Origin of the sequence: Loktanella sp. SALINAS62, from assembly GCF_018263905.1 — a bacterium.
Taxonomy (GTDB): domain Bacteria; phylum Pseudomonadota; class Alphaproteobacteria; order Rhodobacterales; family Rhodobacteraceae; genus Loktanella.
In genome coordinates, this window is record NZ_JAAFZU010000016.1 from 15,617 (window position 1) to 37,455 (window position 21,839).

The following is a 21,839-nucleotide window of genomic DNA, read 5'->3' on the forward strand; positions in this document are numbered from 1 at the left end:
CCGGGACGTTGCGATGCTACCCAAAACCAATGCCGAAGGCAACGCGCTCGAATTCTCAGACCCGCTTTTGGCGGCCTTTGCCAGCCGCGATGCGGATATCGAATCCCTTGTCGCCGCCGCACTGGATGCAGGGCGCGCGCAGTTGGCATTTCAGCCGATTGTATCCGCCGACGCCAGCCGCAGGATCTGCTTTTACGAGGGGTTGATCCGGTTGCTGGACGATTTCGGTCGGGTGCTGCCAGCCGCCAGTTTTATGCCGCAGGTGTCCAACACTGATATCGGGCGGCGGATCGATACGCTCGCGCTGAAACTTGCGCTGAACCTGTTGGCTGAAAATGCACATATCCGTCTGTCGATCAATGTGTCGGCGCGGTCGCTTGCGGATTGGCGATGGCGTAGCACGATGTCGGACGCGTTGGCGCAACGTGACAATCTGGGTGATCGGCTGATCCTTGAAATCAGCGAACAATCGGCGATGAACCTGCACGAAGTCGTGAAACGTTTCATGCTGGAAATGCAGCCGCGGGGCGTTTGCTTTGCGCTGGATGGCTTTGGTGGGGGCCTTACTTCTTTCCTGCACCTGCGGGATTTCTATTTCGATCTGGCGAAAATTCACAAGACGTTTACCCAAGACCTGTCGGGCAGACCAGACAATCAGGTCCTGGTCGAAGCGTTGACCACCGTAGCCCGACAGTTCGAAATGTTCGTTGTCGCAGAAGGCGTTGAAAGCGATCAGGATGCGGTGATCCTGTCGCGGATCGGTGTCGATTGTCTGCAAGGCTATCACACGGGACGGCCTAGCTTTCGCTTGCGGTGATGGCTTGCAGTTGCCTCTGCCGCGCTGGGATCATACGCTTTGCCTAAGGGCGGAGTTGTGCCGTCATGGTTTCAAAGAGGTATGAAATGACCAATGTTGTAATCGCGTCGGCCGGCCGCACCGCCGTCGGCAGTTTTAATGGGGCATTTGCCGCAGTTCCGGCCCATGATCTGGGTGCCGCCATGCTGGAAGGGATCGTCGCCCGCGCGGGGATCGACAAATCCGAAGTGTCCGAAACAATTCTGGGGCAGGTGCTGACCGCCGCACAGGGCCAGAACCCGGCCCGGCAGGCCCATATCAACGCAGGCCTGCCCATCGAAGCATCCGCTTGGGGACTGAATCAGGTTTGCGGTTCGGGCCTGCGTGCCGTGATGCTGGGCGCGCAGCATATCCAGCTGGGTGACGCGCAGATCGTGGCGGCAGGGGGGCAGGAAAACATGTCGCTGTCCCCGCACGCCGCGCATCTGCGGGCCGGACATAAGATGGGTGATGTGAAATATATCGACACGATGATCCGCGACGGTCTGTGGGATGCCTTTAACGGGTATCACATGGGGCAAACCGCTGAAAACGTGGCGGAAAAATTTCAGATCAGCCGCGACACACAGGATGAATTCGCCGCCGCGAGCCAGAACAAGGCAGAAGCCGCGCAAGCGGCGGGACGCTTCACCGACGAAATTCTGCCCTACACCGTAAAAACCCGCAAAGGCGAAACAATCGTCGATGCCGATGAATACATTCGCCACGGTGCAACTGTCGAAAGCATGCAGAAACTGCGCCCCGCCTTTACCAAGGACGGCACGGTGACAGCAGGTAACGCATCGGGTCTGAACGATGGCGCGGCAGGCGTGATCCTGATGTCGGCGGACGATGCCGAAAAGCGCGGGATCACCCCGCTGGCACGGATCGTATCCTATGCCACAGCCGGTTTGGACCCCACGATCATGGGTGTCGGCCCGATCCACGCCAGCCGCAAGGCGCTGGACAAGGCGGGTTGGAAACCGACCGACCTTGATCTGGTCGAAGCGAACGAAGCGTTCGCCGCGCAGGCTTGCGCCGTCAACAAGGAAATGGGCTGGGACCCCGACGTCGTGAACGTGAACGGCGGTGCCATCGCCATCGGCCATCCGATCGGTGCATCCGGTGCCCGGATTCTGAATACGTTGCTGTTCGAAATGCAGCGCCGCAACGCGAAAAAGGGTCTGGCAACGCTGTGTATCGGTGGCGGTATGGGCGTTGCCATGTGCATCGAACGCGTCTGAACACTTTTGCCGGGGCGATATTCTGCCCCGGCGTACCGCCGTTTTGCGATGCTGTTTGCATCCGGTCGTGACAGGCACGCCTGTGTGGGGGCGGTGATGGCCCGACAACCGATAAGAATTTCATTGAATCACGGGTGACGACATATCCACGCGGCAAAGAGGATGGACGCAAGACGCCAAGCCATTACCATAGGTCTGGTTAAATACGACTACCGGGAGGAAAATCACATGAGCAGAGTAGCACTTGTTACTGGCGGCACACGCGGCATCGGCGGGGCCATCAGCCACGCACTAAAGGCCGAAGGCTACACGGTCGTTGCGACCTATGCGGGCAATGACGAAAAGGCAAAAGCCTTTACCGACGAAACCGGGATCAAGACCTATAAATGGGACGTCGGCAGCTATGATGCTTGCGCCGCCGGGCTGAAACAGGTCGAGGAAGATGTCGGGCCAATCGAAGTGCTGGTCAACAACGCGGGCATCACCCGCGATGCCCCGTTTCACAAAATGACGCCCGCGCAATGGTCCGAAGTGATCGACACCAACCTGTCGGGCGTTTTCAACATGACGCATCCGATCTGGCCGGGCATGCGTGAACGCAAATTCGGGCGCATCATCACCATTTCGTCCATCAATGGGCAAAAGGGTCAGTTTGCGCAGGCCAATTATGCCGCCGCCAAGGCAGGCGATATCGGTTTTACCAAGGCGTTGGCACAAGAAGGCGCGCGCGCGGGCATCACTGTGAACGTGATCGCGCCCGGCTATATCAACACCGACATGATGAGCACGATCCCCGAAAAGGTCATGGACAGCATCGTCGGCGCGATCCCTGTGGGCCGTCTGGGCGAACCGGCAGAAATTGCCCGCGCGGTCGTGTTCCTTGCCTCGGACGAAGCGGGGTTCATTACCGGATCGACGATCACTGCGAACGGTGGTCAGTATCTGACCTGACCCTTTCGCGTAAAGCAGCGACATGAAACAAGGGCCGGGATCGCCTCCCGGCCCTTTTGCGTGACATCATGACCCGACGCACTGCGACCCTCATCGGATTTTCTGCCGTCCTGCTATGGGCGTTGCTGGCGTTGTTCACTGTAGCCACCGATCCGGTGCCACCGTTCCAACTGACAGCGCTGACCTTTGCCGTGGGGGCCGGGGTCGGGCTGGTCTGGGGGGTGATGACCGGCACCTTGGACCAGCTCCGGCACGTGCCGGTCAGCATCTACCTGTTGGGGACATTCGGTTTATTCGGGTATCATGCGTTGTACTTTTCCGCGCTCCGGCTCGCCCCGCCGGCAGAGGCGGGGTTGATTGCCTATCTTTGGCCGTTGCTTATCGTGCTGTTTTCAGGGCTTTTGCCCGGCGAACGTCTGCGCCGTGGTCATGTAGCCGGCGCACTGCTGGGGTTTTCCGGGGCCGCGCTGATCATCGGTGCCGGACGCGGTGAACCGGGCACGGGTGCATTCGTGGGCTATGCGCTGGCCTTGTTGTGCGCGCTGTTCTGGTCGGGTTATTCTGTAACCTCGCGCCGTTTCGGGACTGTGCCGACGGTCAGTGTCACGGTATTTTGTGCGGCGACTGCGGTGCTGTCATTGGGTGTCCACATGGCTGCCGAAGACTGGGTAACACCCACCGCAACGGCCTGGGTCGCCATCGCGGGGCTGGGCCTTGGTCCCGTCGGGCTGGCGTTTTTTGTCTGGGATGTCGGTATGAAACGCGGTGATATCCAGCTTTTGGGGGCGGCGTCCTATGCCGCACCGCTGTTGTCGACCTTGGTTTTGGTCGCTGCCGGAATGTCGCCCGCGACATGGACGTTAGCCACGGCGACAGCGCTGATCGCGATTGGCGCGGCACTGGCGGCACGGGCCAGCGCCGCGAAAGGTTAGACTGAAAGCCGGGTGATTTCTTCTTTCAGCATCAGCTTTTCTTTCTTGAGGCGGGCAATTTCCATGTCATCGGACCCCGCCCGTTTTTGCATCTGTTCGACGCTGTCTGAAAGTGTCTGGTGCTTTTTCTTCAACTCCGTGATGTGGGAATTCAAGCTCATGGTCCGCTCCTTCAGTTGATGTAGAACAAGGGTATTCCAGCACAATGTCATCGTTTTGTCATCTGTTACCTGCTGCCCGTTGCGTAGAGGCATCTTGCGGCGCAATTCTTGCCAAATTCCTAACCGCAAATCGGCAATTGTCTGCCGTCCCGCAGGATTGACTGGATCAGCGGGGTGTAATCCGGTGCATCGGACATATGTACCGGATCTGCGTGCATCGGCAGCGTCGGTGCCAGAAAAAGCGGCGTGCGCCCGCCATGTTGGGCCTGCACAATGACCAGTCCGGGCGCGCGTCCTGCACGTGCGGCAAGCGGCAGGACACGAATCGTTCCCAACCTTCCGTGGATCGTGGCAAGGACCGTGTCCAATTGCGCTGTCGGCGCAATCAGTGACATCCAGCCCTTTGGCTTGATCCGTTTGATTGCGACGTCCAGCCAGTCGCGCAGCCCGACGGGCCCACCCCGGCCCAGATCCCGCGCGTCATCATCTGCAGGCGCACCTGCCCTGCGGTCAAAATAGGGTGGGTTCGTGATGACATGATCGAACGTCTGCTGCCGTACGGCGTCTGGTAGCAGCATCAGATCGGCGCAATGAATCTTGGCCTGCGCGCCCGCATTGGCTGCATTGCTGGCGGCAAGGTCGGCATAATCGCGCAGCACCTCGACCCCGGTCAGGGTCAGACCCGGCACACGGGCGTGCAGACACAGCATTGCGGTGCCCACACCGCAACCCAGATCCAGCACGGTCTGTCCGGGTGTCGCGGGCACTGTCGCGGCCAGCAGGACAGGATCGACCCCGGCGCGATAGCCGCGCACGGGCTGCTGTAATGTCAGACGGCCGCCGAGAAACGCATCATGGGTGACGGCACCTGCGGTGTCCGTCATGCAGAGGTGTCGATTTCCGCGTCCTTCATCACGGCGCGCGCCATGAACAGATCGCGGTCCGTCACCATGACGCGTTGCGGCAGAATGCCCAAGCTGCCGTCAAGGACGCTCATGTTTACGTCGAAAGTGAAACAGGGTATCCCCTCACCGTCCAGAAGGGCAGTGGCGAGTGCGATGACCGTGGGGTCGTTTGTGCGCAACAGTTCTTTCATCCTGCTATCTTAACCGCATCCACGCCACCCACAACACGGGACCTGACACATGAGCCTCGATCACGCTGCAACCAAGCCCCATGAACGTCTGGCGCAGGCTTTGTCGTCCGACCTGGCGGCGGTCAACGACATGATCGCGGCACGGATGGCATCTGAAAACGCGCCTCGCATCCCCGAAGTGACGGCCCATCTGATCGGTGCGGGCGGTAAACGGCTGCGCCCCATGCTGACGCTGGCGGCTGCAAACCTGTGTGGTTACGGCGGACCGTACCATGTGCATTTGGCGACGACGGTGGAATTCATCCATACGGCGACCCTGTTGCATGACGATGTCGTCGACGAAAGCGACAAGCGCAGGGGTAAACCCACGGCCAATCTGCTGTGGGACAATTCCAGTTCCGTGCTGGTAGGCGATTACCTGTTCGCGCGCAGTTTCCAGCTTATGACTGAAACCGGGAACATGGACGTGCTGCGCATTCTGTCGAATGCGGCCGCGACCATCGCCGAAGGCGAAGTGCTGCAACTGACCGCCGCCCGCAACATCGCCACGACAGAAGACACGTATCTGAAGGTCGTGCGCGGCAAGACGGCGGCGCTGTTTTCCGCCGCGACAGAGGTGGGGGGCGTTATCGCGTCGGCACCCGACAATCACGTCAAGGCGCTGTTCGATTACGGCGATGCGCTGGGCATTGCGTTCCAGATCGTTGACGACCTGCTGGACTGGCAGGGCGGGGCGGGCATCGGCAAAAATGTCGGTGATGATTTCCGCGAGGGCAAGCTGACCATGCCGGTCATTCGGGCCATCGCGGCGGGTGATACCAACGACCGGGTGTTCTGGACCCGGACGCTGGAAAAGCGTGTGCAAGAAGACGGCGATCTGGCGCAGGCACAGGATTTGCTGGCGCGTCACGGCACGCTGGACAGCACGCGTGAAACGGCATTGCACTGGGCCGCGCAAAGCCGCGATGCGCTGTCACCGCTGCCGGACCACCCGATCAAGGACATGCTGTCCGATCTGGCCGATTACGTCGTGGCGCGACTGGTCTGAAGCACCCCACCGGGGGCCACCCACCAACGCGGATGTTTCAACTGCATGGATTTCGCCGCAGTCTTGGCATCAGCGGTATGCGCCGTTAGCCCCCAGCAGGTCGCACCTGATCCGGACATGCCGACCGCCTTGACCTGCGGCAATCGCCGTAGGCCATCCAGTGCCACCGCAATATCGGGGGCAAGATCACGCGCGGGCGGCAGCAGATCGTTACGCTGTGTGTCCAGCCAAGCGGCGAAACCCTCTAGATCCAGCCCGGACGGCAGATCATCCATCGCGGCGTTGTTCTTTTGGCGCAGCGCCTGAAAGATCGCGGGCGTCGCCACGTCCACGTCCGGTTTGACCAGCACCAGCGCGCAATCCGGCAGTTTGGCAACGGTGCTCAGGTCGTCGCCGACGCCGCGCATCCGCAGTGGTCCCGGTCCGGCGAGACAGACCGGCACATCAGCCCCAAGTGCCACAATCTCGTCCAGTGTCAGGTCGGCCAGATCGACATTCCAAAAATCGGCCAGCAGGCGAAGCGTCAACGCGGCATCAGCCGATCCGCCGCCGATCCCCGCTGCATGCGGCAGCAGTTTGTCCAGCGTCAGCGCCGCACCCCGCGTTGCACCTGTCGCCTGCGCCAGCATCTGGGCGGCGCGCATCGCCAGATTATTGTGGTTCGTGGGGACGCCCATCTTGAACGGTCCGGTGACGGACAGTCGCAAGTCGGGGGCGGGGCCGACACGCAGACCGTCGCCAAGGTCCAGAAAGACCACCAGCGAATCCAGCAGGTGATAGCCGTCGTCACGTTGTCCCGTGACGTGCAGTGTCAGGTTGATCTTGGCCGGGGCCAGCGCCGTGTTTGCAATCATGGGTTTGGTTCGGTGGCCAGTACGATGGGCGGTTTGCCTTCGGCGTCGCGCACCGCGTCCAATCCCAATTCCAGCTTGGCGCGGATACGGTCGGCAAGGTCCGGTTCGGGTTCAAATGACAGGGCACGTTGCCATTGAAACCGTGCCTCGCGCTGTCGTCCGACGGCCCAGTAGGCATCGCCCAGATGGTCGTTCACGATCGGATCGGTCGCTTCCAGTGCTGCGGCGGCTTCCAGTGGTTCGACAGCTTCGCGGTAGCGACCCAGCGTGTAATAGACCCATCCCAGCGAATCGATGATCGCGCCGCTGTCGGGGCGGCCGGCAACCGCGCGTTCGATCATGTCCAGCGCCTCGTCCAGCTTTTCGCCGCGTTCCACAAGGCTGTAGCCCAGATAATTCAGGACCTCTGGCCGGTTCGGTTCAAGCTCCAGTGCCTTGCGGAAATCGGATTCCGCTGCAGGCCAGTCATCCATATCGTAGGATACGATGGCGCGTGAATAATAGATGATCCAAAGGTTTGGGTCGGTTTCGGGGTACAGGTCGATGGCCGTGGTATAGGCCGCTTTGGCCTCTGCCAGTTGGCCGTCGTCGCGCAGCACATCGGCCAGCCGTGATTGCACATAGGGCAGGTCGGGATGCGAGCGCGCCAGCGCCTGTGCGACTTCGATGGCGGCATCGTCGCGGCCAAGCAGGCGCAAACTGTCGATCCGGCCCAGTTCTGCGGACGGGTAGGCGGGGTCAGTCGCGGGAACGCGGGCAAAGGCTTCGTTGGCCAGATCGTAGCGTTGCATATCCTGCAGCAATGCCGCGGTCAGTAGTGTGGCATCGACGCTGTCGGGGGCCAGATATTGCGCCATCCGGGCATACTGCAGGATGTAATCGTCCTGCGCTTCGCCCGCCAGCAAGCTGCCGATCATGAACGCCACTTCGCCCAGACCTTCGACGGCGTTGGTCACGATATCGTAGGGCAGCGATTCACCTGCGGTCAGTTGTGACCGCATTGCCACGATGCCCGGATCAAGCGTTTCGCCGAAGACGTCCGCCACCACTGCAAGCGCATCTTCGTTGCGGTCCAGTTGTGACAGGATCTGCGCATGGGCGATGGCGGCGCGTGGGCTGAACGCGGTCGTGCCATCGCCGGGGTCTGCCAGAATGGCAACAGCGCCTTCGTAATCGCCGACGGTCGCCAAGGCATACGCCTTGTGAAGCAAGCCGTAGCTGCGCATGCCTTCGGTGTTTGCGACGGCGTCAAATGCGGACAGGGCGTCTGTCATGTTGCCCTGACCGACCATGGCCCATGCGCGCGCCAATTCGTCGAACAACGGGCTGATCGCCAACGGTTCGTCGACTGACAGCAAGGCCGCCCAGTCACCAGTCTTGCCTGCGATGGTGGCACGCACGGCGCTGCCGATCTGGCTGTCCAGCCCGGCGTCCTGAATGCGACGCGCAAACACCGCTGCACGGTCGATATCGCCCAAGGCAACATAGGAAATTGCCGCACTTTCCAGCAGGGCCGGGTTTTCGGGGTCTTCCTGAAGCGCCTGTTCGAAATAGGTCGCCGCTGGTGCATAATCGCGAAAACTGGCTGCACTGCGAGCTGCCAGATAGGCACCGGGATCAGTTTGCGCCAAAACCGGGGCGGGCAGCGACAGCAGCCCCGCAAGCAGGGCGGTGACGGAAATGCGTTTGATCATGCAACTGGCCTGAAAATTGTTCGGACCCGCACCCTAGGGGCAGGTCCGATGCGGTGCAATCACCCGGGCGTCACAGGGCGTTGATCCGGCGATCCACCGCCGCCCGCGCGCCATCACATGTTGGGGTAGTTCGGTCCATCGCCACCCTGCGGCACGGTCCAGACGATGTTTTCGCTGGGGTCCTTGATGTCGCAGGTCTTGCAGTGGACACAGTTCTGGAAATTGATCTGGAACTTTGTGTCGTCACCTTCGCCGACGAATTCATACACACCGGCCGGGCAGTAGCGCGCCGACGGTCCGGCAAATTCCGGCAGGTTCACGCCGACCGGAATGGATGGATCTTTCAGTTTCAGGTGTGCGGGCTGGCTTTCTTCGTGGTTGGTAAAGCTGAATGCCACGTTGGTGAGCCTGTCGAACGACAGTTTGCCGTCCGGCTTGGGATAGTTGATGGTCTTGTGCTTTGCGGCGGGTTCGGTCGCAGCGGCGTCGGACTTGCCATGTTTCAGCGTGCCAAGCGCCGACAGGCGAAACAGATAGTTCGTCCACATGTCGAAACCGCCGACGGCAAGCGATGTCAGCAATCCAAACCGCGACCACAGCGGTTTGACATTGCGGACCTGACGCAGGTCGATCCCGACGGGGCCCGTTTTCAGGGTGGTGTCGTAGTCGGTCAGCGTATCGCCCTGACGCCCGTTGTTCATGGCGTCCATCGCGGCCTCTGCCGCGTGAATGCCCGACAGCATCGCGTTGTGGTTTCCCTTGATGCGCGGAACGTTCACCAGACCTGCGGAACAGCCCAGCAGGCACCCCCCCGGAAAGGCGGTCTGCGGAATCGACTGGTATCCGCCTTCGGAAATGGCGCGCGCACCGTAGGCGACGCGCTTGCCGCCTTCCAGCAGGTCGCGCACCATCGGGTGATGCTTGAACCGCTGGAATTCCATGTAGGGGTAAGTATGCGGGTTCTTGTAGCCCAGATGGACCACAAAGCCGACGTAAACCTGATTGTTATCCAGATGATAGATGAACGATCCACCGCCAGCGCCGGATTCGGTCAGGGGCCAGCCCATCGTATGGGTCACGGTACCCGGCTTGTGCTTGGCTGGGTCGATTTCCCAGATTTCTTTCATGCCAAGACCGTATTTCTGCACGTCGCTGTCGGCGTCCAGATTGAATTTTGCGATAACCTGTTTGGACAGCGACCCGCGGACGCCTTCGGACAGAAAGACGTATTTGCCCAGCAGTTCCATGCCCGGTTCATATCCCGGCCCTTCGGTGCCGTCAGGATTGCGACCGAATTCACCGGCAACCACACCCGCGACGCGGCCATCATCGCCCCAGACCAGTTCGGAACAGGACATGCCGGGGAAAATTTCGACACCCAGTGCTTCGGCCTGTTCGGCCATCCAGCGGCAGACGTTGCCCATGCTGACGATATACGCGTCATGGTTGTTCATCAGCGGCGGCATCAGCACGTTCGGCACGCGGATCTGACCGGATTCGCCCAGCATGTAGAAATTGTCTTCGGTCACCGGCACATTGATCGGCGCACCTTTTTCTTTCCAGTCCGGCATCAGGCGATCCAGACCGCTGGTGTCCAGAACCGCGCCGGACAGGATATGCGCGCCGACCTCGGACCCTTTTTCCAGAACAACGACGTTGCAATCGGCATCAAGCTGCTTCAGACGGATGGCGGCCGACAGGCCGGCCGGACCTGCGCCCACGATGACGACGTCGTATTCCATTGATTCGCGTTCGGTCATGATCCATCCTTCGCAGGTGCAGCAATATGATTAGGCCGTAGGGTTACAGGACGCTGTCGGGTGTCGCAATCGCAACGGGGCGTCAAACGTGCTGTTTTCGCATGCTGTTCCACTGCCGCTTGACTTTACCTGTCCCGGATACGCTATGAACGTCCGATGAATTCGCACACGAAGAGAGTGCCACCATGGAAAAGATCCCGCTGACCGCCGCCGGCTTCAAGAAGCTGGACGACGAACTGAAGCATCTGAAATCGGTCGAACGTCCGGCTATCATCCGCGCGATTTCGGAAGCGCGCGAACACGGCGACCTGTCCGAGAATGCGGAATATCATTCGGCAAAGGAAAAACAGTCGTTCATCGAAGGCCGGGTCAAAGAGCTCGAAAGCGTCATTTCGCTGGCAGACGTGATCAATCCGGCCAAGATGTCGGGTAACGTCAAATTCGGTGCAACTGTGCATCTGGTGGATGAAGACACCGAAGATAAAAAGACCTATCAAATCGTCGGTGAATACGAAGCCGACATCGAAAAGGGTCTGCTGAACATGAAATCACCGCTGGCACGTGCGCTGATCGGCAAAGACGAAGGCGACAGTGTCGAAGTGCGGACTCCCGGCGGCGAAAAAGCCTACGAAATTCTTAAAATCGAATACAAGTAGCAACCGCAGATGCCGGAGTTTCGTCCAGCGCCACAAGACGAAGGATCACCGGGCCTGTGGATCGGGGTGATTGCCGCAACCTGGGCCGTGATTGTTGCGGTCCTTTGGGTTTTTGCGCCGGTGGCTGCCGACGGAACCGCCGTCCTGCCCTTGATCGTGTATCTGCTGGCGCTGGTGTTGCCTCTTGGCGGGCTGGCGTTCACTTACATCTTGCTGGATGGATTGGCCAATCTGCACAGACGTCTGCTGCGCGTGGACGATGCGCTGGCGGCGTTGCGCGTCACCCCCCAAACCAGCGCCATGGCGCCCCGCACGGTCGAGGCGCGGCTGGATGAAATCGCACGGGCGGCGCGCAAGACAGAAGCAACCGTCGCGACCTTTACCTCTAGCCGCGAGGCGCCCCGGCAAAAACTGACGATCACATCAATCAGCCCCGTGGCTGACGATCAACCGGTCCTTGCGCTGGGCACCACGGCCGAAGACATGGCGATCCCACTGGAAATGACAGAGCTGATCCGCGCGCTGAATTTTCCAGAGGATGAAAATGATACCGCCGGTTTCGGCGCACTACGGCGCGCGCTGCGGGATCGCACGGCTGGCAAACTGGTAAAGGCCAGTCAGGACGTGCTGACGCTGCTTAGCCAGGACGGCATTTATATGGACGACCTGCGCCCCGACCGTGCAAAACCCGACCTGTGGCGGCGCTTTGCCCAAGGTGAACGCGGGCGGTCCGTGGCGGCGCTGGGCGGCATCCGCGATCGGTCCAGTCTTGCGCTGACGGCCGGACGGATGCGCGAAGATGTCATTTTCCGCGATGCATCCCACCATTTTCTGCGCCTGTTCGACCGGATGCTGACCGGGATCGAACCCGATGCAACTGACGCCGACCTGATCGCACTGGCTGATACCCGGTCCGCCCGCGCCTTTATGATCGTGGCGCGGGTCAGCGGGGTCTTTGACTGATGCTGGACATCTTTGTTCAGACCGTGCCGTTTTTTGCGATCATCGGTCTGGGTTACATGTCGGGCCGGTCGGGTTTTTTCAGTGCAGAGGCGACGGCCTACCTGACGAAATTCGTGTTCTATTTCGCGCTGTCCGCGATGCTGTTCCGGTTTTCCGCCAACCTGTCACTGTCAGAGATCTGGGATTGGTCGTTCGTTGCGGCCTATCTTTGCGGCACGATGCTGATCTATGTGCTGGCGACCGTCGTGGCCATGGTGCGGCGCCTGCCCGTGGCCGAAGCCGCCGTCGAGGCGCAGGTCGCCGTCATCGGCAACGTGGGATTTCTGGGCATTCCGATGTTGACCCTGTTGCTGGGGCCCGCAGCGATTGGTCCCAACATGATGGTGCTGGCCGTCGATCTGATCGTGTTCGGCAGTCTGATCGTCATCCTGATCACTGGCAGTCGTGACGGACGCATCCAGCTGGGTGTGTTGAAAACCGTGGCGCTGGGCCTGCTGGCCAACCCGATGATCGTGTCGATTGCGCTGGGCCTGACGGTATCGGCGCTGGCATGGGATGTGCCCAAGCCGGTCAATGATTTTGTGGTCCTGCTGGGCGGGGCCGCGACGCCGGGTGCGCTGTTTGCCATCGGCGCGTCGTTGGCCAGCAAGTCGGCGGAAAAGCTGTCGGTCGCGTCATGGCTGACCTTTTGCAAACTGGTGCTTCATCCGGTGGCCGTTGCTGTGTTTGCGCTGATGGTTTTCACCGTCGATGCCTATGATGCCAGCGTGATGATCGCATTGGCAGCACTGCCGGTCGCGGGCAACGTTTACATGCTGGCGCAGCACTACCGCGTTGCCCCGCAGCGCGTATCGGCGGCGATCCTTGTGTCGACGACCCTGTCGATCGTGACCGTATCGGTCGTCATCGCGCTGGTCACGTGACATGCGCCCGACCACGCGCTAGCTGTGGGCAAATTCAAGGAGTGACCGATGCAGACCCTATCCGAAAACAAATGCTTTGGCGGCACGCAGGGCGTTTATTCCCACGCATCGCAGGCGACGGCCTGCGAGATGACCTTTGGCCTGTTCCTGCCGGAAGAAGCGGCAAACGGCCCCGTGCCCGTGCTGATCTATCTGTCGGGCCTGACCTGCACCCATGAAAACGCCCTGACAAAGGCCGGTGCACAGGCATTGGCTGCCGAACAGGGCATCGCCATCGTGTTTCCCGACACATCGCCCCGTGGTGACGACGTGGCCGATGCCGACGGGTTCGACATGGGGATCGCTGCCAGTTTTTATGTCGATGCCACGCAAGACCCGTGGAAAAAACATTACCAGATGGAAACATACATCACGCGCGACCTGATGACGGCACTGGCTGATTTTCCGCTGGACCTCGACCGGGTGTCGATCATGGGGCATTCGATGGGCGGTCACGGTGCGCTGACGCTGGCGCTGAAACACCCCGACATGTTCCGCAGCGTGTCGGCGTTTTCCCCGATCTGCCATCCGACGGGGTCCGACTGGGGCCAGCGCCAGTTCGAAGCCTATCTTGGCGGCGATGCCAGCACCTGGACCGCGCATGACGCAACCCTGCTGATGCAAACCAAAGGGTACGACAAACCGCTGCTGGTGGATCAGGGCACAGACGATCAGTTCTACGACAAACTGAACACAGGCGATTTCGCCGCCGCCTGCGCCGGTGCAAAGGCCGACGCCCAGATCCGGCTGCAAAAAGGCTATGACCACAGCTATTTCTTCATCTCGACCTTTATGGCCGATCACGTCGATTTCCACGCGCAGGCGCTTTACGCATGACGATCTACGTCGACGCCGATGCCTGCCCCGTCAAGGCAGAGGTCGAACGCGTCGGCACGCGTCACAAGGTGCCCGTGTGCATCGTCAGCAATGGCGGCATCCGCCCGTCGGCCAACCCGCTGGTGCGGACCATCGTGGTGTCCGACGGGCCGGATGTGGCGGACATATGGATCGCGGATCGCGCAGGGCAGGGCGATATTGTCATCACCGGTGACATTCCGCTGGCCGCCCGCTGCGTCGAAGGCGGCGCGCAGGTCCTGAAACACAATGGCGAGGCGTTGACCCCCGCCAATATCGGCAACATCCTAGCCACCCGTGACCTGATGGCCGACATGCGCGCTGCCGACCCATTCCGTCAGGGCGGTGGCCGCGCGTTTTCCAAGGCCGACAGATCGCGGTTTCTGGACGCACTGGAACGGGCCGTCCGAAAAGCCGCGCAACCCTGAAAGGACCCCGCATGACCGCAAAGGCCGTGATCTTTGATATCGGAAACGTGCTGATCGAATGGCAGCCCGAACGCTTTTACGACAGCCGGATCGGGGCGCTGCGTCGGCGCGAAATGTTCGCGGCGGTGGACCTGCATACCATGAACGACGGTGTTGATCGCGGTGACGATTTCGCGGCTGCGGTGGCGGCAATGGCCGATGCGAACCCCGACTGGCGCGCTGAAATCATGATGTGGCATGATAATTGGGCGCAGATGGCCAGCCCGGATATCCCGCATTCTGTCCGCTTGCTGCAGGCGTTGCGCGGCGCTGGTGTGCCTGTCTTTGCGCTGTCGAATTTCGGTATCCAGACCTTTGCGCTGGCGGAAACCATCTATCCGTTTTTGCGCGATTTCGACCGGCGATACATTTCCGGCCACATGGGCGTCATCAAACCCGATCCTGAAATCTACCGCATGGTGGAAACCGATTGCGGTGTCGATCCGGCGGACCTGCTGTTTACTGACGACCGCGCCGACAATATCGCGATGGCGGATCAGCGGGGCTGGCAGACGCATCTGTTTGCCGATTCTCAGGGCTTTGCGGACAGGCTGGTGTCAGACGGTCTGCTGACACCAGAGCAGGCGCAATGACCCGCCTGATCGGACCAGAGGCCGAAACACACCTTGACTGGATCGGCCTGACCGACGCGCTGGCCGCCGGTCACGATCTGCCTGTAGCAGAGCTGGAAGACGTGTTTCTGTATCAGGGCAACCGGACATTGTTGAACCGGTCCGCATGGATTGCGGGGCTGGGCCTGCTGGTCAAGGCCGCGACCGTGTTCCCCGACAACCCGGCACAGGGGCGTCCTATGGTCGGCGGGGCGGTCAACCTGATGTCCGATGACGACGGCAGCCTGACTGCCGTGCTGGATTTTGCATTGGTAACGAAATGGAAAACCGCCGCCGATAGCTTGCTGGCTGCCCGGCGGCTGGCACGGCCCGACAGCCGCGATATCCTGATCGTCGGCGCGGGGACGGTCGGCGCGTCCTTGCGGCAGGCCTATGCGGCCGCATTTCCCGATGCGCGTTTTACCATCTGGAACCGGTCGGCTGACGGGGCCGCACGGTTTGCGGCAGAACACGGCGCGCGGGTCGCACAGGATCTGGAATCCGCCGTGCGCGCGGCGGATATCGTGACAAGTGCCACGATGACAAGCGCGCCGATCCTGCAAGGCGACTGGTTCCACCCCGGTCAGCACATCGACCTGATCGGTGCCTATCGCCCCGACATGCGCGAAGCGGATGATGCAGCCCTGCGACGCGCCCGCATTTTTGTCGACAACCGGCGCACCACGATGGATCATATCGGAGAGCTGAAAGACCCGCTGGCACGGGGCGTCATCACGCCCGATGACATCATCGCGGATTATTACCAACTGGACAGATTTACCCGATCACCGGACGATATCACGCTGTTCAAGAACGGCGGCGGTGGGCACCTTGATCTGATGACTGCAGATTACATCCAGCGACAGGTGCAGGCCACAGCATGATCTGGGTGGCCCTGCTGATCGTTCTGATGGGGATTGCCGCTTGGCCGTTTGCGGTCGATGCACGCAAGCCCGCCCATGCTGCTGAATTGCGCCCCCTTGGGCAGGTCGCGCAATTGTCGCAAGCGCGGACATGGTATCGCTGGTCAGGCCCGACACGCGGCCCGGTGGTGGTGCTGATCCACGGGCTGACAACGCCCAGTCCGGTGTTCGACGATTTGGGCGCAGAGCTTGTGAAAACAGGCGCGCGCACATTGGTATATGATCTATATGGACGCGGCCTGTCGGACGCCGTGCTTGGCCCGCAGAATGCGGCGTTTTTTCTACGCCAGCTTGACGATCTGTTGCGCGATCAGGTGCCGGATGGACCGCTGACGCTGGTGGGCTATTCCATGGGCGCGCAGATTGCCGCGATATACGCGGCACAGCACCCGCAGCGTGTGACGCGATTGGTTCTGCTGGCACCGGCGGGAATGTACCTGACGTTGCAGCCGTTCTGGCGCAGGGCACGCGACCTGCCTGTGCTGGGCGACTGGATGGCGCGCGCATTCGGGGCGCGGGCTTTGCGGCAGGTCGCAGCGTCGGGCACGCGGATGGGACAGGTGCAGACCGACCAGCTGGACCGGCGCGGCTATCTGCCCGCCGTGCTGTCCAGCCTGCGCGGTCTGCTGGGGACAACACAGGAAAGCGTCCATCGCAGTCTGGCCACCCAAGGTCTGCCAGTGCTTGCCATCTGGGGCGGGCAGGACGGCACGATCCCGCAGACAGCGCCCGGGCGACTTGCCCAATGGAACCGCAACGCCACCCAAGAGGTGATCGTCGAAGCCGATCATGGCCTACCTTGGCGACATGCGGACCGCGTCGCTGAATTGATGCGCAGGCATGCCGCAGATCTGCCGGTGTGATGGCCCCCATGCTTCGTATTTGTCAAAGCCCGCTTCCCGGCATATCTGATTTTCCATGACCATTTCGAACGCATATGATGCCGCCGTGCGTGCCGGCACGCTGACAGACGACCCTGCGCAGCGCGCGGTATTGCCGGAACTTGACCGTATCGCACGTGAACTGTCGGTGCCGGTCAAGACCGGGCTGTTTCGCCGTGCGCCCGAACCGATCAAGGGGCTTTATATGTGGGGTGGCGTCGGGCGCGGTAAATCCATGCTGATGGACCTTGCATACAATCAGATCGACGCGCCAAAGGTGCGGCGGCATTTTCATGCCTTCATGCAGTGGGTCCACACTGAAATCGGTCTGGCACGCCAGCGGGGCGTCGACGATGCGATCAAACCCGTTGCGGCCAAACTGGCGGCGGATACCCGGCTTTTGTGTTTTGACGAAATGCAGATCACCGACATTACCGACGCCATGATCGTCGGGCGCCTGTTCGAAGGATTGTTCGCCGCTGGTGTGACGATCATCACCACATCAAACCGCCCCCCAGACGATTTGTACAAGGACGGATTGAACCGCCAGCTTTTCAAGCCCTTTATCGCGCTGCTGCACGACAGGCTTGTCGTTCACGAACTGGCAGCGGAAACGGATTATCGTCAGGGCAGGTTGGCGGGCACGCCAACCTATTTCACCCCGGCCAATGCCGAAGCCCGTGCGCAGATTGCGGCGATCTGGAACGATTTCAACGATGGGAACGCGGCCCCGCTGACGTTGCACGTCAAGGGACGACAGGTCATTTTGCCCGCATTTTGCAACGGCGTTGCCCGGGCAACGTTCTATGATCTGTGCGGCAAGCCGTTGGGCGCTGCGGATTATCTGGCGTTGGCGGACGCGGTGCGTGTCCTGATCTTGGAAGACATCCCATCGCTGGGCCGCGACAATTTCAACGAAGCCAAACGATTTGTCACCCTGATCGATGCCTTGTACGAGGCGCGGGTCAGGCTGATCTGTTCAGCCGCCGCAGCGCCGGAATACCTTTACCGTGAAGGCGAAGGTAGTTTTGAATTCGAACGCACGGCCAGTCGGCTGCGTGAAATGCAGGCGGATGGATGGGGCGACAAACCACCTGCCTGACACGAAAAAGCAGGCCCTAAAGCCTGCCTTTCGCCCTGCCAAGGCCGTTGGATCGCGATGACTCTTGCCGGCCATTCTGTCCCGTTGACATCTTTGTGAATCACGCGTGATTCGCAGTCAATTCATTTTTTCACGCAAGCGCGATTTACTCAGCGGTGCAGGCAGACCGCAATCGGCGCTGACAGGGCTTCTGGTTGCATGAAACGGCGTTTCGGGGGGGATCGAACTGGCCGCGACATAGCTGCCGTTGACACAGATATCTTGCGCGTAATTACCTGAATTGAAACCGAATCCCGATGTGCCGCAATCATCCACATCGCCGTTCGCGTTCCAGCCTTGCGAATTTGTGCCCGCGAAACTGCCGCCGGTCAGGAACTGCATCGACAGCGGGTCGAACCGCAGGTGCCATGTCGTGTCCGGGTTGCGCTGTGCCATATCCCATGTGCCCAGCAGTTGCCCCCGGTGATAGCCCGCGATCTTGAATGCAGAGACATCGGATTCCGTGGCAACGGTACGGGCCATCGCCCCGGCTTTTAACGTCATGCGGCCCGTCATCGTGTATCCACCACCGCCGGTCCAGCAAAAGTTCAGCGTTTCGGCCTGCATCGGTCCGGCCAACATGGTCGCAAAAACGATCTTAGCCCACATCGTTCAGCCGCATCACGTGACCGGCAAGATAAAGCGAACCACAAATCAGCACGCGTACCCGATCACCCCCGGCAAAGCGGCGCAGCGCGTCTTCGACAGTGTCGGCGGTCTGCGCCTGCAACCCTACCTCGCGGGCGACCTGGGCGGTGTCGGCGGCGGGAATGGTATTCGCCTCTCCAGGAATCGATACGGCGGTCAGGCTGTCACAGACCGCCGACAATGGGCGCAGATATCCGGCGATGTCTTTTGTGTTCAGCATCCCGCAGACCAGATGCGTGGGTTTGCGGGGCAGGGCTGCCAGCGTATCGGCAATGGCACGGCCTGCCGCCGGGTTATGCCCGCCGTCCAGCCACAATTCGGCGGGTGCGGCCAGATCGACCAGCGGGCCGCGCGTCAGCCGTTCCATCCGCGCAGGCCAGTACGGACGTGTCACGGCGGCTTCGCAGGCCAGATCATCCGCGCCCAGATGGCGCAGCGCTGCCAGTGCGGCACCTGCGTTGGTGATCTGATGGGGGCCGGGCAAATGCGGCAGAGGCAGGTCCAGCAGGCCGGTGTCGTCCTGATAGATCAGCCGCCCATGTTCTGCGGTCACGTGCCAATGCTGGCCATGCACCAGCAGCGGCGCGCCCAGCCGTGCGGCCCGGTCTTCGATCACGTCCAGCGCTTGGGGGTGTTGGGGGCCAACGACGCAAGGCACGCCGCGTTTGATAATCCCGGCCTTTTCGCCCGCGATGGCGGCCAGCGTGTCACCCAGAAACGCCTGATGATCCAGATCCACGGGCGTGATGATCGACAGGCGCGGTGTCATCACGTTTGTCGCATCCAGCCGCCCGCCCAGTCCGACCTCTAGCAAGGTCCAGTCTGCGGGGGTTTCGGCAAAGGCCAGCAGTGCGGCCACGGTCGTAATTTCGAAATAGGTTATCGGGTCAGGCCCGTTTGCGGCATAGGCGCGGTCCAGCATGGCCGTCAGCGCGGGTTCTGAAATCAGATCGCCCGCCAGCCGGATGCGTTCGTGAAACCGCGCCAGATGTGGCGAGGTATAGGCGTGCACACGGTCGCCGCGCTTTTCCAGTCCCGCGCGGATCATCGCCTGCGTGCTGCCCTTGCCGTTGGTGCCCGCGATATGGATGACAGTGGGTAAACGGTCCTGTGGGTTGTCCAATGCCGCCAGCAGCCGCCACACCCGGTCCAGCGTCAGGTCGATCACCTTGGGATGCAGCGTCATCATCCGCGCAAGGATCGCGTCAGACGTCTGGGCAGTCATGGTCAGTCGGCCTTAATCGGGGCGGTGGCCGCTTGAATCGGTTCGGATGCTGCGTCTGCGTCGGGCGCGGGCAGATCGCCACGGACGGCGGCGGGTTGCTTCATCAGCATCCGCAGGATTGTGACCAGTTCGTCCTTCAGGTCTGTGCGCTTTGTCACGCGGTCCAGCATCCCGTGATCCAGCAGATATTCGGCGCGCTGGAATCCTTCGGGTAGCTGTTCACCGATGGTCTGTTCGATCACCCGCGCCCCGGCAAAGCCGATCAGCGCATTGGGTTCCGCGATCTGCACATCGCCCAGCATCGCATAGGATGCGGTGACGCCGCCCGTGGTCGGATGCGTCAGCACGACGACATAGGGCAGGCTTGCCTCTTTCAGCATTTGCACAGCTATCGTCGTGCGGGGCATCTGCATCAGGCCCAGGATACCTTCTTGCATCCGGGCACCGCCAGCGGCGGAAAACAGGATCAGGGGTCGACCCAGTTCTATGGCGCGTTCGGCTGCGGCCACGATGGCATTGCCGACATACATCGACATCGACCCGCCCATAAAGCTGAAGTCCTGAACGGCCACGACGACGCCTGTGCGGCCCATGTCGCCTTCGGCGATCAGCATCGCGTCCTTTTCACCGGTTTTACGGCGGGCGTCCTTCAGGCGGTCGGTGTATTTTTTCTGGTCACGGAAATGCAGCGGATCGGTGACAGGTTCGGGCACGCTGATTTCGGAATAGATACCACCGTCGAAAAGCGAATCCAGCCGCTCTCGCGCGCCGATGGGCATGTGATGCCCGCAGTTGGTGCAGACGTTCAGGTTGTCGGCCAGTTCGCGGTGAAACAGCATCGTGCCGCACTCGTCGCATTTGGTCCACAGGTTATCCGGGGTTTCGCGCCTTGAAAACAGGGCGTTGACCTTGGGGCGGACGTAGTTCGTGATCCAGTTCATCTGCGGCACCTTTCGCAATTCATCCCGAGATAACGGCGGTGCGGCATGAATGCAATCTACACCCGCAGCGCCACGCGCGCCGCCAGCCACATCACCAGCACCGCCAGCGCGGACAGCACCAGATCGACCAGCGTATAAGGTGTCGCCAAGGCGACCAGACCGATTTCCGGCGGCAGCGCATCGACCGGCGGATAAAGCAGCAGGGCCAGACCGCTGGACGGACCACCGGCTTCTCCGATGACGACGGTGGCAAAGACGTTGTTGGCGACATGTAGGCCGACCGCCGCCCCCAAGGTCCCGGTCCGGGCTGTCAGATCGGCACAGGCCAGTCCCAGCATGGTGGCCCAGATCGCCCACAACACGCCTTCGCCCGTGGTTGCGCCATTATACAGATGGCCAAAGCCGAAATAGACCGATGGCAGCACCATCCAGACCAGTGGCCGCGGCGACAGCGCGCCCAGTTGTTGTTGCAGATAGCCGCGATACAGCAATTCTTCTGTGCCGCTTTGGATCGTGATCACGATCAGGCCCGGCACCAGCCAGATCAGCCAATGCGCAGGATCGCGCAGGATCAGACCCTGTTCCCTGTCCATCCACAGCAAGATCGGTTCCTGCACGGCCAGCACCGCCGCCACGGCCAGCGTCGCGATGATCATATGCCGGGTCGCGCGGCCGGGTGGGCCGATCAGGCTGATCAGACCGCGGCCATGAACGACCCGCAGGCCAAGCGCCAGCGCGAGCGCGGGCAATGCAAAGACGGCGAATTCCGCGACGGTTGCCAGCGGGCTGGCCAGATCAACGTCCAGCCCAAGCATCGCGTCAAACACCCACGGCATCGCGGCAAAGCCAAGCTCGAACAGCAAGAGCACGACAACGACCCGTAACACGCTGCCTGCAGGCTGCGCTGGCGTGATAAACGATGCCATGGGAAGATAAGAGCGCGGCCAGATCATGTAGCAGGTTATGCAGCTACGGTCGGCCCCTGCAACCG

At 61.3% G+C, this 21,839-nt stretch carries 24 protein-coding genes; 14 read left to right on the plus strand and 10 right to left on the minus strand.

All coding sequences use genetic code 11. From position 1 onward, the window contains the following. Positions 1-13: 13 nt before the first annotated feature. From GZH79_RS06995 to GZH79_RS07010, 4 genes are all read left to right on the plus strand, one after another. Entirely contained in the window at positions 14-817 is an 804-nt protein-coding gene (locus GZH79_RS06995; protein WP_211643072.1) for an EAL domain-containing protein, read from the plus strand. Positions 818-903: 86 nt separating this feature from the next. Continuing rightward, positions 904-2,079, plus strand: coding sequence for an acetyl-CoA C-acetyltransferase (locus tag GZH79_RS07000; RefSeq protein ID WP_211643073.1), 1,176 nt, complete (start codon positions 904-906; stop codon positions 2,077-2,079). Positions 2,080-2,307: 228 nt separating this feature from the next. Continuing rightward, positions 2,308-3,030, plus strand: a complete 723-nt coding sequence (phbB, locus tag GZH79_RS07005; protein ID WP_211643074.1) for an acetoacetyl-CoA reductase — start codon at positions 2,308-2,310, stop codon at positions 3,028-3,030. 68 nt (positions 3,031-3,098) lie between these two features. Next, positions 3,099-3,962, plus strand: coding sequence for an EamA family transporter (locus GZH79_RS07010; RefSeq protein ID WP_211643075.1), 864 nt, complete (start codon positions 3,099-3,101; stop codon positions 3,960-3,962). Here the strand turns inward: GZH79_RS07010 and GZH79_RS07015 are convergent. The 3 genes from GZH79_RS07015 to GZH79_RS07025 form a co-directional block, all read right to left on the minus strand. After that, positions 3,959-4,123 (minus strand): YdcH family protein, encoded by a 165-nt coding sequence (locus tag GZH79_RS07015; protein WP_211643076.1) that lies wholly within the window; start codon positions 4,121-4,123, stop codon positions 3,959-3,961. The genes GZH79_RS07010 and GZH79_RS07015 overlap by 4 nt on opposite strands. A gap of 119 nt (positions 4,124-4,242) precedes the next feature. Then, positions 4,243-5,007 carry a methyltransferase gene (locus tag GZH79_RS07020; RefSeq protein WP_211643077.1) on the minus strand — a complete coding sequence of 255 codons (765 nt, stop codon included), beginning with the start codon at positions 5,005-5,007 and terminating at the stop codon, positions 4,243-4,245. Beyond that, positions 5,004-5,219 (minus strand): DUF2007 domain-containing protein, encoded by a 216-nt coding sequence (locus GZH79_RS07025; RefSeq protein WP_211643078.1) that lies wholly within the window; start codon positions 5,217-5,219, stop codon positions 5,004-5,006. The genes GZH79_RS07020 and GZH79_RS07025 overlap by 4 nt, the downstream gene beginning before the upstream one ends. Positions 5,220-5,268: 49 nt before the next feature. Between GZH79_RS07025 and GZH79_RS07030 the strand changes: the two genes are divergently transcribed. Further along, the gene (locus tag GZH79_RS07030; protein ID WP_211643079.1) at positions 5,269-6,267 is read left to right on the plus strand and encodes a polyprenyl synthetase family protein; all 999 of its coding nucleotides are present in this window, start codon (positions 5,269-5,271) and stop codon (positions 6,265-6,267) included. Here the strand turns inward: GZH79_RS07030 and GZH79_RS07035 are convergent. The 3 genes from GZH79_RS07035 to GZH79_RS07045 all read right to left on the minus strand — a co-directional run bounded on the left by GZH79_RS07035 (position 6,243) and on the right by GZH79_RS07045 (position 10,575). Further along, positions 6,243-7,121, minus strand: coding sequence for a 4-(cytidine 5'-diphospho)-2-C-methyl-D-erythritol kinase (locus tag GZH79_RS07035; RefSeq protein WP_211643080.1), 879 nt, complete (start codon positions 7,119-7,121; stop codon positions 6,243-6,245). The two genes, GZH79_RS07030 and GZH79_RS07035, sit on opposite strands and share 25 nt — an antisense overlap. Continuing rightward, the gene (locus tag GZH79_RS07040) at positions 7,118-8,815 is read right to left on the minus strand and encodes a tetratricopeptide repeat protein (protein ID WP_211643081.1); all 1,698 of its coding nucleotides are present in this window, start codon (positions 8,813-8,815) and stop codon (positions 7,118-7,120) included. Before GZH79_RS07040 ends, GZH79_RS07035 begins: the two co-directional genes overlap by 4 nt. Before the next feature lie 113 nt (positions 8,816-8,928). Then, positions 8,929-10,575, minus strand: coding sequence for an electron transfer flavoprotein-ubiquinone oxidoreductase (locus GZH79_RS07045; protein WP_211643082.1), 1,647 nt, complete (start codon positions 10,573-10,575; stop codon positions 8,929-8,931). A 185-nt stretch (positions 10,576-10,760) separates the two neighbouring features. On the opposite strand from GZH79_RS07045, the gene greA reads away from it, so the two are divergent. The 9 genes from greA to zapE are packed head-to-tail and all read left to right on the plus strand — an operon-like array spanning position 10,761 to position 17,995. Continuing rightward, a complete protein-coding gene (gene greA, locus GZH79_RS07050) occupies positions 10,761-11,231 on the plus strand; it encodes a transcription elongation factor GreA (RefSeq protein WP_211643083.1) in 471 nt (156 codons plus the stop codon). A 9-nt stretch (positions 11,232-11,240) separates the two neighbouring features. Further along, positions 11,241-12,194 carry a hypothetical protein gene (locus GZH79_RS07055; RefSeq protein ID WP_211643084.1) on the plus strand — a complete coding sequence of 318 codons (954 nt, stop codon included), beginning with the start codon at positions 11,241-11,243 and terminating at the stop codon, positions 12,192-12,194. Next, positions 12,194-13,117 (plus strand): AEC family transporter, encoded by a 924-nt coding sequence (locus tag GZH79_RS07060; protein ID WP_211643085.1) that lies wholly within the window; start codon positions 12,194-12,196, stop codon positions 13,115-13,117. The genes GZH79_RS07055 and GZH79_RS07060 overlap by 1 nt, the downstream gene beginning before the upstream one ends. 48 nt (positions 13,118-13,165) lie before the next feature. Further along, entirely contained in the window at positions 13,166-13,993 is an 828-nt protein-coding gene (gene fghA / locus GZH79_RS07065) for an S-formylglutathione hydrolase (protein WP_211643086.1), read from the plus strand. Then, positions 13,990-14,439 carry a YaiI/YqxD family protein gene (locus tag GZH79_RS07070; RefSeq protein ID WP_211643087.1) on the plus strand — a complete coding sequence of 150 codons (450 nt, stop codon included), beginning with the start codon at positions 13,990-13,992 and terminating at the stop codon, positions 14,437-14,439. Before fghA ends, GZH79_RS07070 begins: the two co-directional genes overlap by 4 nt. 11 nt (positions 14,440-14,450) lie before the next feature. Beyond that, positions 14,451-15,071: an HAD family phosphatase gene (locus GZH79_RS07075; RefSeq protein WP_211643088.1), complete on the plus strand. Its 621-nt coding sequence runs from the start codon at positions 14,451-14,453 to the stop codon at positions 15,069-15,071. Beyond that, a complete protein-coding gene (locus GZH79_RS07080) occupies positions 15,068-15,973 on the plus strand; it encodes an NAD(P)-binding domain-containing protein (RefSeq protein ID WP_211643089.1) in 906 nt (301 codons plus the stop codon). The genes GZH79_RS07075 and GZH79_RS07080 overlap by 4 nt, the downstream gene beginning before the upstream one ends. Further along, on the plus strand, positions 15,970-16,875 hold the full coding sequence (locus tag GZH79_RS07085; protein WP_211643090.1) for an alpha/beta fold hydrolase: 906 nt from the start codon (positions 15,970-15,972) through the stop codon (positions 16,873-16,875). Before GZH79_RS07080 ends, GZH79_RS07085 begins: the two co-directional genes overlap by 4 nt. Before the next feature lie 55 nt (positions 16,876-16,930). Next, a complete protein-coding gene (zapE, locus tag GZH79_RS07090; protein ID WP_211643091.1) occupies positions 16,931-17,995 on the plus strand; it encodes a cell division protein ZapE in 1,065 nt (354 codons plus the stop codon). A 117-nt stretch (positions 17,996-18,112) separates the two neighbouring features. Here the strand turns inward: zapE and GZH79_RS07095 are convergent, their stop codons facing one another. The 4 genes from GZH79_RS07095 to GZH79_RS07110 are packed head-to-tail and all read right to left on the minus strand — an operon-like array spanning position 18,113 to position 21,774. Further along, on the minus strand, positions 18,113-18,643 hold the full coding sequence (locus GZH79_RS07095) for a hypothetical protein (RefSeq protein ID WP_211643092.1): 531 nt from the start codon (positions 18,641-18,643) through the stop codon (positions 18,113-18,115). After that, on the minus strand, positions 18,633-19,907 hold the full coding sequence (locus tag GZH79_RS07100; RefSeq protein WP_211643093.1) for a folylpolyglutamate synthase/dihydrofolate synthase family protein: 1,275 nt from the start codon (positions 19,905-19,907) through the stop codon (positions 18,633-18,635). Before GZH79_RS07100 ends, GZH79_RS07095 begins: the two co-directional genes overlap by 11 nt. 2 nt (positions 19,908-19,909) lie before the next feature. Further along, positions 19,910-20,848: an acetyl-CoA carboxylase, carboxyltransferase subunit beta gene (accD, locus tag GZH79_RS07105; protein ID WP_211643094.1), complete on the minus strand. Its 939-nt coding sequence runs from the start codon at positions 20,846-20,848 to the stop codon at positions 19,910-19,912. A 56-nt stretch (positions 20,849-20,904) separates the two neighbouring features. Beyond that, the gene (locus tag GZH79_RS07110; protein ID WP_211643095.1) at positions 20,905-21,774 is read right to left on the minus strand and encodes a CPBP family intramembrane glutamic endopeptidase; all 870 of its coding nucleotides are present in this window, start codon (positions 21,772-21,774) and stop codon (positions 20,905-20,907) included. Positions 21,775-21,839: the final 65 nt, after the last annotated feature.